The organism is Mesorhizobium sp. M0159 (genome assembly GCF_040322295.1).
Lineage (GTDB): Bacteria > Pseudomonadota > Alphaproteobacteria > Rhizobiales > Rhizobiaceae > Mesorhizobium.
Window position 1 is genome coordinate 1 of sequence record NZ_JAMYTF010000054.1, and the last position, 12755, is coordinate 12755.

Below are 12755 nucleotides of genomic sequence, written 5' to 3' on the forward strand. Positions count from 1 at the left end.
GACACCGTCATCGTGCTGACCTCCGACCACGCCGAGATGATGGGCGACCATTTCATGCTGGGCAAGGGCGGCTTCTTCGACTGCAGCTTCCATATTCCGCTGATCATTCGCGATCCGCGCCGCCGCAAGGCTGCCGGCAGCAGCGTCGACCGCTTCACCGAGGCGGTGGATTTGGCACCGACCTTGCTCGAGCTCACTGGGCTCGAGCTCACTGGCTGCGAAGTGCTGCCGCATCTCGACGGCCGCTCGCTGGCGCCTTTCCTGGACGCCACGGAGCCGGACAATTGGCGCGATGCGGCGCATTGGGAGTTCGATTTCCGCTCGATCGCGGATGGTGATGCCGAACGGTATTTCGGCATCGGTCCGCGTCAGTGCAATCTCGCCGTCATCCGCACGCAAAAGTTCAAATATGTGAATTTCGGCGGAGGCCTGCCGCCCTTGCTCTTCGACCTGGAGAAGGATGCGCGCGAGTTGACCAATGTCGCTGACGACCCAGCCTATCTGCTGGCACGGCTGGAATTTGCCGAGAAGTTGCTCGCCTGGCGGGCCGAGCATCTCGACCAGTCTTTGGCGCTCGCCGAATTGACGGACAATGGCGTTGCCGGCCATGTCGCCGGCTTCCCCTCGAGATAAGCAAAGCCCGCGCCGTTGCCGGCGCGGGCTTCTCTGTCGGCCTGTGCGCAGCTTAGCGCATGATCATGCGCTGTTTCTCGCGATTTTGCGCATAGCTGGCCTTGTCATAGGGGGCCTGCGCCTCAAGCTGCTCCTTGGTGAAGTTCGTGTAGAGATAGCGCTTGCCGTTCTTGTCGGTCATGAATTTCAGGTTGTCCATGCCGACCGCCACCTCCTTCTCGCCGATGCCAAGGAAGCCGCCGACGTCGATGATGACCGCGTCGACCTTCTTGTCGCCGCCCAGCACGATATCGCCGATCTCGCCGACGTTGACATCGTTGGCGCCGTAAACGGTTGTTCCAACCAGATCCTCGGCCCGGATTTCGCCTATCGGCATTTCAGTCAGTGTCGACTTGTCGATCGACCCGGTCTTGGTCTGGTCTGCCGTCGTTGCGGGCGCTGGGGCATTTTGAGCCGTCTTACTGGCCTGGTCAGTGTTGTTGGTCGTCGCAGTGTTATCGGTCGTGGCAGTGTTGCTGGCCGTCACGGTAGGCGTGACGACGGCTGGCGCATTAGCCGCGGCATCGTTCGACGCTGTGGTCGCCGGGGCCGGATCATAGGGCTTGCGGTCGAAATCCGGCTGCGCCGTCAGCTCTTCCCTGGTGGTTTGGGCAACCAGCCAGCGATCGCCGTTCCTCTCGGCCCACTGCGCCTTGTCGAAATCATAGGCGACGTTCTTTTCACCTATGCCGAGGAAGCCGCCGACACCGATGACCAGCGATCGCGCCTTGGCTTCCTTGTTGATGACGATGTCGTTTACGTCGCCGATGTTCTGGGCGTCGTCGCCGGTACCGTTGTAGACGGTCTCGCCGATGATATTGGTGGCAAGATTGCCTTCCGCGCGCTTCACGACCGGAGCGGGGTTGTTACCGGCCGGCGCCGCCGGGGCGTTCTGCGCCGTATCGGTGGAGGTCGACGGAGCGGCAGGAGCCGTAGCCGTGGTGTCTGTAGCCGCAGGCGCCGGATCATAGGGCTTGCGGTCGAAATCCGGATGAGCCGTCAGCTCATCCTTCGTCGTTTGCGCTATCAGCCAGCGATCGCCATTTCTTTCGGCCCATTGCATCTTGCTGTAGTCGAAGGCGACGTTCTTGGTCCCAATGCCGAGGAACCCGCCGACGCCGATGACGATGGATTTTACCTGGCCGCGTTCGTCGAAGACGACATCGGTGACCTTGCCGATATTCTCTGCATTGTCGCCGGTGCCGTTATAAACCGACTCGCCGATGATATTGGTGACAAGGCTGCCCTCGGCGCGTTGCACCGGAGCGGCTGGAGCGGAATTCTCTACGGCGGGTGCTTGCGCCGGCGCCGGGGTCGTCGCCGATTGCGCAAATGCACCCGTCGCAATCAATGTTGCGACTGCTGTCGTGGTCAAAAGGGTGCGGATCATCTTAGTGTCTCCTCGTCGGTGATTTCGTGCACGCCGTGCCCGCATGCGTCGCTGCGGGCACAGCGTCTTCTGCATGTTCACAACGTTGTGACCACACTGTTGTTCCGAAAAAAGCCGTGGCGCACCCGGTGCCATGTCGAAGGTTCTCGGATTCGCCACGCTGGTCGAAAGGAACATTTTCTCGGCCGCCCCGTTCCACTCTCGGCTGGGACCCCGTCCCGGCCGGATAGGTGCTGGAAAAATGGAGCGGCCATGCGGTTTGCAGCGGTGCTGAACAAGGACGGCGGCACCCTGCGCACCATCAATCTTGAGGCCTTCGCCAGTCGGATGCGCGGCACGCTTGAGACTGCCGGCCACTCGATCGATATCGAAATCGTCGCCGGCAAGGATATCGTCGCCACGCTGGACGACATAGCTTCCAGGCGCGGCATCGACGTCGTGCTGGCGGGCGGCGGCGACGGGACCATCTCGGCCGCGGCAGCCCGTTTGATGAATGGGGAGAAGGCGCTTGCAATTCTGCCGGCTGGCACAATGAATCTTTTTGCGCGCGGCCTCGGCATTCCGCAGACCCTTGATGCGGCACTGAAATCGTTTGCCGACGGCGAGGTGATGGCGATTGACATTGCAACAGCCAACGGCCGGCCTTTCGTGCATCAATTCTCGATCGGCATGCACGCCAGGATGGTGCAACTGCGCCAGAAGATGGAATTCGGCTCGCGGTTGGGGAAGATGCGTGCCTCGGTGCGGGCCGCTTGGGCAACGATCAACAACCCGCCGGCCATGAACGTAACGCTGACGGTCGGTGAGGCCGAGATCAGAACGCGGATCACCGGCATCGGCATCACCAACAATCTGTTCGGCGAGGGCCACCTGCCCTATGCCGATAATCCGGCAGGCGGCGTGCTGGGCATCTATGTCACCGTGGCAAGGCGGCGCGGCGAGTTGATCAGGTTCCTCTTTGACGTCGCCCGTGGCAAATGGCGCGGCAACGAGCATGTCGAAATTCATCAGGCAAACCGCGCCGTTTTGAAAATCCATTCGTCGAACAGGAAAGTTCAGGCAGTCATGGACGGCGAACTGGTAAAGCTCGATCGCGAGACGACCGTCGAAATCCATCCGCGCGCGTTGAATGTTCTCGTCCCTGCGCGCGCCGCCGAGGCAAAGGTTGCCTGACGTGGGAATGCGTGATGTGGGGTTGTGTGATGCAAACTGGCGCGAGCGATGGAGAGAACCTAGCCGCTGGGCGTGTTGCCCTGTTCGGTCTTCGGCGTCTCGATCATCCAGCCGTAGATTTCGGCGACGCCCCAGGCGATAAAAGCCAGCAACAGCGCGGCGATCAGGATACGAAGGACATGCCGACCCCGCCGCCCTTGACGGGCTTTGTTTTCAGGAATGGTTTTTGGCATTGTCTGGCTCCATATTTGGCGCCGGCAGGCGTAACTGGCGGGGCGTTGGCTGGTAACGGTCCCCCGCCGCGAAAGTTCCGGCTCTGCAAGGCGGCAGACGGGCCGGTTGGCCTGACCAATCAGCGGAGCCGGCCACCGGGGGCATAGTGGACGACAATAGCCAGAACACGCCGGGCCTGCCGGCCGATATTCGCCGTGTGGTGGGCGCCGCGGACCGTCTTGCCGTGCTGCACGGCCTCGACACGCTGGACGGGGCTGCCGACCCTGATTTCGATCGTATCGGCGGTCTTGCCGCTTCGGCGATGCAAACGTCTGTCGCACTGATCACGCTGGTCGATGCCGAGCGGCAGTGGTTCAAGTCCTGTATCGGCCTCGACGAGACCGAAACCGCAACCGAGACATCGTTCTGCGCCTATACCATCGCAGCCGGCAACGTGCCGATGGTGGTGGCCGACGCGGCGGCGGATCCGCGGTTCAAAGCCAATCCGCTGGTCACCGGCGAGCATCATATCCGCTTTTACGCAGGCGTGCCTATCGTAATCGACGGCGCGCTGATCGGCACGCTGTGCGTGCTCGACCGGAAGCCGCACGCACGTCCCTCCTCTGTCCAGCTCGACCAGCTGTCGGCGCTGGCCGGCCTTGCCGCCAGCCTGTTCACGCTGAAGGATGCAACCCGCAGTGCGGCGATTGCCAAGGCAGCACTGGTTCGAGAGGAAAAGCGGCGCGCCATCGCGCTCGACGCGGCTTCGCTTGCCAGCTGGGCATGGGATATCCGCAGCGATATGATCGACTGCGATGTCCTGCTGTCCGAATTGTTCAACCTGCCGAAGTCGAACAGGCTGAGGGCGCGCGACATCCTGACCGCCATCGACCCGCGCGACGTTCACCAGACCGAAACACGCTTTCGCGACGCGTTGACCGGCAGCGACGATTATTTTGGCGAATACCGTGTCAAAGGCCTCGATCCGCCGCGATGGATCGCAACGCGCGGCCGCGTCATAGAGCGCGACGGCGAGGGCAAGCCAACGCTGATCTTCGGCGTCAACTACGATATTACCGAACGCAAGCTTGGCGACGAACGTCAACGGCTGTTGCTGCGCGAGCTCAATCACCGCGTCAAGAACACTTTGGCAACCGTACAGGCGCTGGCGACGCAGACCGTTCGCCATGCCCGCCAGCCAAGCGAATTCCTCGAAGCCTTCAGCGCCAGGCTGCAGGCACTGGGCGTTGCGCACAGCCTGCTGTCGGACCGCGAGTGGCGCGGCATCGGCATCCGCGAGCTGGTGGAGATCGAGCTAAAGCCGTTCCAAGCCGCCGGACAATCGCGCATGGCGATCTCCGGCGCCGATGTCCTGCTGTCACCCGACCAGGCAGTCGGGCTCGGGCTGATCCTGCATGAACTGGCAAGCAACGCACTGCAATACGGGTCGCTCTCGGTTTCCTCCGGAAAGGTCGATCTCGATTGGAGGGTACAAGGCAGGAAGGGCGCACGGCGTCTGTTGCTGGCCTGGCGTGAAAGCGGCGGCCCGCGGGTTGCGCCGCCCAAACGCCATGGCTTCGGCTCGATCCTGATCCGCCGCAGCCTGGCCAAGGTCATTTCCAGCGAGGTGACCCATGAATTCCGGCCGGAAGGCGTGGTCGCCGAAATATCGATTCCGCTCGAAGATTTGTGACGCCAGCATTTTGCGACCGGCGCCAGAATCGTTTGCCCCGAACTATCCCTCCGAACTATTCCCGTTTGCCGATATCCGGATCATCGGAGCCGCGCTTCACGTTCTCGCGGTAGATAGCGTAGGCAGCGAGTGCTATCGCCGGGCCGAGAATCGCGCCCAGTCCGGCCTTCCCCGGGCCACCTTTGCCCTTGAGCAGCGCCGGCAGCACGGCGAGTACCGCAGTGATGCCGATAGCCTTCATGTCGGCGTTGCGTCGCTTCGCCCGGCGCCTGGCGCGCGAGCCGGCCGACATCCGGTAGACGAGCAGGATGAGACCGGCGATTGCCAGAAAGCCGATCCCGAAGCTCAGGGAAGCTGCCATCGGCCCATAGCGGGCCGCCGTCCAGATATAGGCCGCCCCGACGAGGAAGCCGAGGCCGCACAGCGCCGCGAGCGCTGCGATCGAATAGACAATCGCAGCGACGCGTGCGCGTTGCACCGCCGCAATGGTTTCGCCCGAGGCGAGGCCCGAGATCAGCGATGCAAGCATTCCCATGCGTGCAGAACTAACGGCGCGCGAGAAGAGCGAAGAGGAATCCGACGCCTGCGGCGATCGCCAGCGAAGTCACCGGTTTTTCGCGCATATGCGCTATCATCTGCGCCTCGATGTCCCTGGCGTTGCTGCGCAGGCTGTCGAAGGCTGCCTCGCCCTGGGTTCGCAACTGCTCGACGCTTTCGGCGGCGGCTCGCCGTGCTGCCCCGTAGCCATGTTCGCCAGTTTTGGCCAACAGCTTGGTAAGTTGGTCGATGTCGGCCTTCAATTGTGCGATGTCGGCCTCAATATCGGAATTCGTGCGGGCTTCGTTCGCGGCCTTTCCTGCGGCAGTCGCCATTGCTTCACTCTCCATGCTTTTGCTCGGTCGAAACGCCCGACAGACCCCAAGGTTCCGGCACGAACCTCTTCTAACCCTATCTCCGGCAGCGCGCGTTGCAAATGCCTTGCACGGGCCGAGGCCGACGCATCCGCGCCGGCACATCTTTTTTAAATGACAGCATGCCAAATACCGATCATGACTTCCCCCGTTTCACGTTAGAGACGCATTTAAGGAGATATTGCTGCGTGCGCGCATCACTTGACGGTTTGCGGATTCTTATCCTGGAAGATGAGTTCCTGATTGCCATGGATATCGAGCAGCTTTGCCGCGACTACGGCGCGCTCAATGTGGTCATCGCCCGTGAGCTGACTGAGATCGAACAGCAAGACGTTGCGGCGCAGTTCGATGTGGCCATCGTCGACCTCATGCTGAGCGGCGTTTCGACGCTCCAATTTGCTTCGCGGCTGCGTGAAGCGGGCATCCCGTTCGTCTTCGCCTCGGGCTATTCGGATACGGACGAGATCAAGGAATCCTTTCCCGGCGTCAGACTGGTCACCAAGCCCTATTCGGGAGACGATCTCGTCGAGGCAGTGGCGGCGGCCTGCAGGCGAACGCCTCTCCGCTGAGGCGCGGAGCGGTTCGAAGACGCCGCGCTTCACGCAGCCGTCGACCCGGTTACCTGAGCCGAAATTGCGTCCGGGCCATACTCGTCTTCACCGGAGATCTTCAGAATTTCCTGCAGCCGTGTGCGGGCGCGGCTGACGCGGCTCTTGATCGTTCCGACGGCGCAGCCGCAGATCTCGGCCGCTTCCTCGTAGGAGAAGCCCGACGCGCCGATGAGGATAATGGCTTCGCGCTGGTCTTCTGGCAGCAACTCGAGCGCGCCGCGAAAGTCTTCGAGGTCAAGCTGGCCGTGCTGGGCCGGGTGAACGGCAAGCCTGGCCGTCATGACGCCATCGCTGTCCTGCACCTCGCGGCCGCGCTTGCGCATCTGCGAATAGAATTCGTTGCGCAAGATCGTGAACAGCCATGCCTTCAGGTTGGTGCCGGGCTGGAAGCTTTCATGCTTGTCCCAGGCCTTGACCAATGTTTCCTGCACCAGGTCGTCGGCCTTGTCGGCGTTTTGCGTCAGCGACACGGCAAAAGCCCGCAGGCTCGGGATCGAGCCGAGCAAGTCGGTCTTGAAGCCCTGGGAGACGGCCGCCATGCCTCAGTCCTTCTTTTGTACAGGTTCGGCCTTTTCCAACTGGCTGAGCAGTTGGGCGAAGCGATCCGGCACATTGTCGGAGACCAGCTCGTCATAGTATTGTTTGAGTTTGCGGCCGATTTCCGAGTTCGGCCCAAGCGGGTCGCGGGAAGCAGCCCGGCGCCCGTTGCCAACGCCACCCATGGTAGCTTTCGTCATGTTCTTCATTTCGCCCTTTTGTCCCAGCCTTAAGCCGCCCTTCAACACATAACGCAATGCAAGCGGCAGCCTCGTCTGGTTGCCCAACCCGCCCCTAAACGCCAGCCCATATATTTAGTTCCGCATGATCGGAACTTTTTCGCAGAACCTGCGTTTTTAACTTTGGGCTTGCGAACCGTTTTTAGCTGTAACATGCAATCACGTCATATGAGGGAGACGTCCAATATGAGCCTATCAGCAACCATCGCTCCGCACCTGCCGTTCCTGCGCCGCTTCTCGCGCGCAGTATCCGGATCGCAGGAGAGCGGCGACGCGCTGGTCGCCGCAATGCTCGAAGCCATCATTGCCGATGTCGACATCTTTCCGAACGCATCGGACGACCGCATCGCGCTCTACAAGGTCTTTGCCAAGCTCTTCACCTCAGTGGCCATTCGCGTTCCGCAGGAGCATGCCCAGTCGGCATGGGAACAGCGTGCCGCGGCCAATCTGAATGCAATTGCGCCTCGCCCCCGCCAAGCCTTTCTGCTGGTGGCGGTCGAAGGCTTCAGCGAAGACGAGGCGGCGGAGATTCTCGACGTCGACGAACAGGAATTCTCCGAACTCCTCGCGCAGGCGAGCAACGAGATCTCCCGTCAGGTGGCAACCGACGTGCTGATCATCGAGGATGAGCCGCTGATCGCCATGGATATCGAGGAAATGGTCGAAAGCCTCGGCCACCGCGTCGTCGGAACGGCGCGCACCCACGCCGAGGCGGTGGCGATGTTCGGCAAGGCGCGGCCAAAGATGGTGCTTGCCGATATCCAGCTTGCCGACGGAAGTTCGGGCATAGCGGCCGTCAATGAGATCCTGTCGTCGACCTCGGTACCGGTGATCTTCATCACCGCCTTTCCCGAGCGCCTGCTCACCGGCGAGCGGCCGGAACCGGCTTTCCTGGTTACCAAGCCGTTCAATCCGGACATGGTCAAGGCTCTTATCAGCCAGGCCCTGTTCTTTGACCGGCACGCGAAAGCCGCGGCATGAAACAGCGGACGGCCGAACTGCGGCCGCCGAGACAGCCGCTCTCTCGGATCAGATGGGCGTGACGCCGGCTCAATTCACTGGCAACCAACTGGGGCAACCAACTGGACCTTTCCACACACCGCGGCAATTCGGGCCCTGAAGATTTTCAGCATCGTCTTTTTCGGAAAATGGTGGAACAAACGGAGGCGAATCACGTTTTCACCGCAGCATTGGAAGGAGATCGATCATGCTTTACTGGGCGCTCGTATTTCTCGTCGTGGCGATTATCGCCGGTGCGCTTGGTTTCGGCGGCATCGCTGGCACCTCGGCCGGCATAGCGCAGATATTGTTCTTCATCTTTCTCGCCTTCCTGATCATATCGCTTATTGCCGGCCTGATCAGACGAGCGTGAATGCCAAGCGGCCATTCAAGCGAACACTGGAAGCCGCACCCCTCAAACGGTTTCCAGCCACCGCCGGGCAGTGTCCTCCAACGGGATGCCGCTCGGCGGACCGCTTTTTAAGGCTTGATACGAACCTCCTCCTTTTGGAACCCATTTTTCCGCGAACCGTTCAGCCCGACATGGGTTGAGCAAATTGACCGATGCGTTCCAGAGTCGGAAAAATGAAAGACCGCGGCCAGAGTGATGAGATCATCGCTTTGCATCCCGCCGAAAGCGGGATGCAGCTTGGCCGGGCCCTTCTCCATGCACTGCACAATGCCGGGATTTCCGTCCTGTACCAGGATCGCGAGATGAAGACGGTGTGGGCGCGCAACATGCGCGCGCCCTGGACTTCCGATGCCTCCGACAACACCGGCATCTTGCCGCCGGCGCAGGCAGAGCGTATCGGCGCCGCCAAGCACGACGTCATCGTCTCCGGCAATCCTCAACATCTTGAACTCAGCGTGCCGGCCGATGACGGCGCCCGCTGGTTTCAGGTGTGGATAGACGCCGACCGCAGCGAGACCGGCGCGGTGCAGGGCGTCGTGACCACCATGGTCGAAACAACCGAGCAGAAACGCCGGGAGCAGACGTTGAAGGCGCTGCTGCGCGAAGTCAGTCATCGCTCCAAGAACCTTTTGGCCATCATCCAGAGTATCGCCACCCAGACGGGCCGTTATTCCGGCAGCATTGACGATTTCCTGACGCGCTTCCGCGGCCGATTGCAGTCGCTGGCCTCCTCGCAGGATTTGGTTACGTCATCCAACTGGCGGGGAGCGGCGCTGCGCGAGCTGGTTTCCGGTCAGGTCGGCAGGTACGGCGCGGATCCCTTGCACAGCCTACGCTTCCGCGGCGCAAATCCATATCTCAACCCCAATGCCGCCTTGCACATCGGCTTGGCCATGCATGAGCTCGCCGTCAATTCGGTCAGCTATGGCGCACTGTCGCGCAGCGACGGTTTCGTCGAGGTGACGGCCGATCTGACGGCAGCTTCCGCTGGCGAGCCTGCGCTGTCGCTGACATGGGCCGAAGTGATCGGAGCCAACGACAATCAGCGCAGTGAGAAGCGTTTTGGCAGCGTCGCGCTCGAACGCGTCGTGCCCACTTCATTGAATGGAACGGCGACACTTGAGATCACCGGGAACCGCCTCGAATACCGCCTTGTCGTTCCTCACGGCAATTTCGAGACGGATTAACGAGCGGCGGTCGCCGCGCGAAGGCTTGCTGCGCATCGCCATCTTTAACCGACTGTTCACCATAAAGTCCGATCCTGTGCGAACGTGCCGATCCACCGGATTGAGTTTGGCACAAAATGAAGGGAATGGGCCTTGACGGCTGCCGACTTGAACAGACTGGAACAGGCCGCTCGCGTCTCGATGGGCGGTTTTCAGGATCCCGACGCGTCCGCAGCGCCCGCGCCTCGTGCTTCGCCCCTCCGCTTCGCCGCTATCGCGCTTATGGCCGCGATCGTCCTGACCGCCGCGTCCCAACTGATCTGAATCGAACTCGCCTCTGCTTGATCGCTTTGAAACCACTGCCCGAGTGCTCGGCCGTGCCCGTTCGCGGTCACCGACCTGCCGGGCCAGGCCCAACATGTCGTCGCCAGATGCCTTGCCGTCGATCCGGTGCTCGAGGACGACTATGACAGGATCGTCTGGAACGTGCGTCCCAGCGGCACGCTCGATGCGTCCTTGGAGATTTCCGGGTTCGTGGTAGCATCGAACGGCGCACGCCCCGAAAAAGACTATCTTAATCAACAATGAAATCGTGCGGGCAAAGGCCGTACTTTCATGCTAAATGGCGGCTGGAGCTTATTAAAGTGAGGACAAAAGTGAGGATGACTCCATGCGGAAGATGATTATTGCCATGGTTGCCGTGGTTGCGGTCAGCGGCTGCACCACCACGGAAGAGAACGTGGGTATCGGCACTGTGGGCGGCGCGCTCATTGGTGGCGCTGTCGGCGGCGGCAAGGGCGCTTTGATCGGCGCCGGCGCTGGTGCGATTGGCGGTCTGCTCGTTCGCCGTCTGCAAAATGGCTACTGCCAATACAGAGATCGTCACGGCCGGATTTACACAGCTCGCTGCAACTAGTTTCGAGCTCCAGGCGAACAGCAAACGCGGAGGCAGGCCACCTGTCTCCGCGTTTGCCCTTTTAGAGCGCTGTTGCGACGCGGCCCACGAGACGGCGTTTCAGGCCGGCAGCGGAACCTTGATTTCCACGTTCAAGCCATCTTCGCGAAAATCGCGCCTGATTGTGCCACGCAATTCGCGCGTGACGTTGAGATCGATCAGTCTGGTGCCAAAACCGCTCTTTGCCGGTGTCTCGAGCTTCTTCTGACCGGCCTCGCGCCAGTTGAGAGCCAATGTCCGGGTGCCGCTACGGGCGTCGAGCGACCAGTCGACCTTCAGCGCACCGACTGAATTGCCGGCTTCGCCATGCTTCAGCGCATTCGTCGCCAGTTCGTGAAAGACGAGGCCGAGTGCCTGCGTCGTCTTTTCATCGAGAAGAACCTGCGGTCCCGACAGCAGCCCTTCAGGAAGCTCGCTGCCGAACACCTGGCCTAGCTCGATGCGCAGCAGGTCGCCGAGATCGGCTTTCTGCCAGCGTGAGCGCGTCAGCATGTCCTGGGAAGCCGCCATCGCCTGCAGCCGGGCCGAGAAAGAAGCCGAGAATTCCTGGACGTCGGTGGTGTGCGATGCTGTCTGGCGCGCGATTGCCAGCACCCGCGTGATCGAGTTCTTGATGCGATGCTTCATCTCCTGCAGCATCAGGTCTTTTTCCAGCAGGCTCTTTTCGGTCGTTTCGTGAAGCAGCGAGACCGCCTCATAGGCCCGCTCCTGATAGCGGGCCACCAGCGCGATGGCGCCCGCAAGCAGCAGTCCGAACAATCCGAGCATCACCGGGATGGCGCGCGAGGAAGGTTGCGAGAAAGCACTTGTCGGCCTGAACAGGACGACCCACGGCCGGCCGGCGACGGTGATCTTGCGGGTGACCAGCAGCCTGTCGCCGAGGCTCGAAACAGGCGGCGTTTCCGATTGGAACAGCAGGTTGTCGCTGTCCACCGTGCCGTCATAGATCTCGGTGTTGACCGGCAGCAATGGTGCCCGGCTGAGCGCAGCCTGGAACAGATCACGGGCGCGGAAGGCCGCATAAAGGAAGCCGGCAGTCGAGGATCTCGTCGCGTTCACGGCGTCCGGCGCGGTTTCGACATTGAGCCGGACGAAGACGAGGAACCCGGTAAAGGTCTGCGCGGCACCCGTATCCTTGCCGAACTGCACGAGCCCGCTGGCGTGCTGCTGGTCGTCGGTCATCGCCTTTTCGATCGCCTCGCGCCGCGCCGGCCCGGTGAACATGTCGTAGCCGATGCTGGATTTGTTGGACGGATCCAGCGGTTCGAACAGCACGATGGGCGTACGCCACGGTAAGTTCGTGTCGGGATAGATCGGATGGCTTGCGCCGTGATCGTGCAGGATGTCGCGCTCGACCGCCGCCTCGTTGCCAGTTTTCGCCAGGCGAAGGAAACCGATGCCGCGCAGGCCGGCGAAATTATTCTCGATGTCGAGCGCGTTGAAGAAGGCCTTGAACTCGCCCTGCGAGATACCGCCATTGCGTGCGTCGAACAGCGCCCGGGTCGAACGCAGCAGCGACAGGTCCAGGTCGATGCGGCTTTCGATCCGGTTAAGCGCGTCGTCTGCCGTCGCCTCGAATTTAATGCGGGCCGCCTCCTGGGTGGCAAAATAGGCAAAACCCGCCATCGTCAGGCTGATCAGCGCGACGGCGATAAAAGCGACGGTCGGAAAAAGCTTCTTCAATTGCTGATACGTCCCGTGGACGGTTCGGCATCTTTATGGGCAAGTCCTGACGCCAACACAATGGCGAGGCCAATGCATGGTGACGGCTGGCACATTTTGGC

At 61.6% G+C, this 12755-nt stretch carries 16 protein-coding genes; 9 read left to right on the forward strand and 7 right to left on the reverse strand.

From position 1 onward, the window contains the following. The coding region (locus NKJ32_RS30175) for a sulfatase/phosphatase domain-containing protein (RefSeq protein WP_352829788.1) at nt 1-633 on the forward strand (633 nt) is incomplete at its 5' end. 52 nt (nt 634-685) lie between these two features. On the opposite strand, the gene NKJ32_RS30180 is transcribed toward NKJ32_RS30175, so the two are convergent. Continuing rightward, nucleotides 686-2062, reverse strand: a complete 1377-nt coding sequence (locus tag NKJ32_RS30180; protein ID WP_352829790.1) for a PRC-barrel domain-containing protein — start codon at nt 2060-2062, stop codon at nt 686-688. Between the two features lie 252 nt (nt 2063-2314). Between NKJ32_RS30180 and NKJ32_RS30185 the strand changes: the two genes are divergently transcribed. Further along, nucleotides 2315-3235, forward strand: coding sequence for a diacylglycerol/lipid kinase family protein (locus tag NKJ32_RS30185; protein ID WP_352829792.1), 921 nt, complete (start codon nt 2315-2317; stop codon nt 3233-3235). A gap of 59 nt (nt 3236-3294) precedes the next feature. On the opposite strand, the gene NKJ32_RS30190 is transcribed toward NKJ32_RS30185, so the two are convergent. Then, nucleotides 3295-3468, reverse strand: coding sequence for a hypothetical protein (locus NKJ32_RS30190; RefSeq protein WP_292659198.1), 174 nt, complete (start codon nt 3466-3468; stop codon nt 3295-3297). A gap of 146 nt (nt 3469-3614) precedes the next feature. Here NKJ32_RS30190 and NKJ32_RS30195 point away from each other — a divergent pair, with 146 nt between their 5' ends. Further along, a complete protein-coding gene (locus NKJ32_RS30195) occupies nt 3615-5141 on the forward strand; it encodes a sensor histidine kinase (RefSeq protein WP_352571968.1) in 1527 nt (508 codons plus the stop codon). Nucleotides 5142-5196: 55 nt separating this feature from the next. Here the strand turns inward: NKJ32_RS30195 and NKJ32_RS30200 are convergent, their stop codons facing one another. Beyond that, nucleotides 5197-5676 carry a hypothetical protein gene (locus tag NKJ32_RS30200; RefSeq protein ID WP_352457967.1) on the reverse strand — a complete coding sequence of 160 codons (480 nt, stop codon included), beginning with the start codon at nt 5674-5676 and terminating at the stop codon, nt 5197-5199. A gap of 10 nt (nt 5677-5686) precedes the next feature. Further along, nucleotides 5687-6013 (reverse strand): ElaB/YgaM/YqjD family protein, encoded by a 327-nt coding sequence (locus NKJ32_RS30205; protein ID WP_023678546.1) that lies wholly within the window; start codon nt 6011-6013, stop codon nt 5687-5689. 161 nt (nt 6014-6174) lie between these two features. Between NKJ32_RS30205 and NKJ32_RS30210 the strand changes: the two genes are divergently transcribed. Continuing rightward, nucleotides 6175-6621: a response regulator gene (locus NKJ32_RS30210; protein WP_352574839.1), complete on the forward strand. Its 447-nt coding sequence runs from the start codon at nt 6175-6177 to the stop codon at nt 6619-6621. Nucleotides 6622-6650: 29 nt separating this feature from the next. Here the strand turns inward: NKJ32_RS30210 and NKJ32_RS30215 are convergent, their stop codons facing one another. Next, nucleotides 6651-7202, reverse strand: coding sequence for a sigma-70 family RNA polymerase sigma factor (locus NKJ32_RS30215; RefSeq protein WP_023678544.1), 552 nt, complete (start codon nt 7200-7202; stop codon nt 6651-6653). 3 nt (nt 7203-7205) lie between these two features. Continuing rightward, complete coding sequence (locus tag NKJ32_RS30220; protein WP_023678543.1) at nt 7206-7409, reverse strand: NepR family anti-sigma factor; 204 nt, start codon at nt 7407-7409, stop codon at nt 7206-7208. A gap of 216 nt (nt 7410-7625) precedes the next feature. Between NKJ32_RS30220 and NKJ32_RS30225 the strand changes: the two genes are divergently transcribed. The 5 genes from NKJ32_RS30225 (at nt 7626) to NKJ32_RS30245 (ending at nt 10932) form a co-directional block, all read left to right on the forward strand. After that, entirely contained in the window at nt 7626-8420 is a 795-nt protein-coding gene (locus tag NKJ32_RS30225) for a response regulator (RefSeq protein WP_352574837.1), read from the forward strand. A 226-nt stretch (nt 8421-8646) separates the two neighbouring features. Then, nucleotides 8647-8811 (forward strand): DUF1328 domain-containing protein, encoded by a 165-nt coding sequence (locus NKJ32_RS30230; RefSeq protein WP_023678541.1) that lies wholly within the window; start codon nt 8647-8649, stop codon nt 8809-8811. A gap of 191 nt (nt 8812-9002) precedes the next feature. After that, complete coding sequence (locus NKJ32_RS30235) at nt 9003-10037, forward strand: sensor histidine kinase (RefSeq protein ID WP_352574835.1); 1035 nt, start codon at nt 9003-9005, stop codon at nt 10035-10037. 132 nt (nt 10038-10169) lie between these two features. Further along, nucleotides 10170-10340 carry a hypothetical protein gene (locus NKJ32_RS30240; RefSeq protein ID WP_352480855.1) on the forward strand — a complete coding sequence of 57 codons (171 nt, stop codon included), beginning with the start codon at nt 10170-10172 and terminating at the stop codon, nt 10338-10340. A gap of 346 nt (nt 10341-10686) precedes the next feature. Then, nucleotides 10687-10932, forward strand: coding sequence for a YMGG-like glycine zipper-containing protein (locus NKJ32_RS30245; RefSeq protein WP_006328050.1), 246 nt, complete (start codon nt 10687-10689; stop codon nt 10930-10932). Nucleotides 10933-11031: 99 nt separating this feature from the next. Here NKJ32_RS30245 and NKJ32_RS30250 read toward each other — a convergent pair whose 3' ends face one another. After that, nucleotides 11032-12654 (reverse strand): CHASE domain-containing protein, encoded by a 1623-nt coding sequence (locus NKJ32_RS30250; protein ID WP_352480856.1) that lies wholly within the window; start codon nt 12652-12654, stop codon nt 11032-11034. Nucleotides 12655-12755: the final 101 nt, after the last annotated feature.

What these genes read in the sequence shown, in the direction of transcription:
- NKJ32_RS30180 (WP_352829790.1), bottom strand. Translation starts at nt 2,062, where the DNA reads ATGATCCGCACCCTTTTGACCACGACAGCAGTCGCAACATTGATTGCG.
- NKJ32_RS30185 (WP_352829792.1), top strand. Translation starts at nt 2,315, where the DNA reads ATGCGGTTTGCAGCGGTGCTGAACAAGGACGGCGGCACCCTGCGCACC.
- NKJ32_RS30190 (WP_292659198.1), bottom strand. Translation starts at nt 3,468, where the DNA reads ATGCCAAAAACCATTCCTGAAAACAAAGCCCGTCAAGGGCGGCGGGGT.
- NKJ32_RS30200 (WP_352457967.1), bottom strand. Translation starts at nt 5,676, where the DNA reads ATGGGAATGCTTGCATCGCTGATCTCGGGCCTCGCCTCGGGCGAAACC.
- NKJ32_RS30205 (WP_023678546.1), bottom strand. Translation starts at nt 6,013, where the DNA reads ATGGCGACTGCCGCAGGAAAGGCCGCGAACGAAGCCCGCACGAATTCC.
- NKJ32_RS30210 (WP_352574839.1), top strand. Translation starts at nt 6,175, where the DNA reads ATGCCAAATACCGATCATGACTTCCCCCGTTTCACGTTAGAGACGCAT.
- NKJ32_RS30215 (WP_023678544.1), bottom strand. Translation starts at nt 7,202, where the DNA reads ATGGCGGCCGTCTCCCAGGGCTTCAAGACCGACTTGCTCGGCTCGATC.
- NKJ32_RS30220 (WP_023678543.1), bottom strand. Translation starts at nt 7,409, where the DNA reads ATGAAGAACATGACGAAAGCTACCATGGGTGGCGTTGGCAACGGGCGC.
- NKJ32_RS30225 (WP_352574837.1), top strand. Translation starts at nt 7,626, where the DNA reads ATGAGCCTATCAGCAACCATCGCTCCGCACCTGCCGTTCCTGCGCCGC.
- NKJ32_RS30230 (WP_023678541.1), top strand. Translation starts at nt 8,647, where the DNA reads ATGCTTTACTGGGCGCTCGTATTTCTCGTCGTGGCGATTATCGCCGGT.
- NKJ32_RS30235 (WP_352574835.1), top strand. Translation starts at nt 9,003, where the DNA reads ATGCGTTCCAGAGTCGGAAAAATGAAAGACCGCGGCCAGAGTGATGAG.
- NKJ32_RS30245 (WP_006328050.1), top strand. Translation starts at nt 10,687, where the DNA reads ATGCGGAAGATGATTATTGCCATGGTTGCCGTGGTTGCGGTCAGCGGC.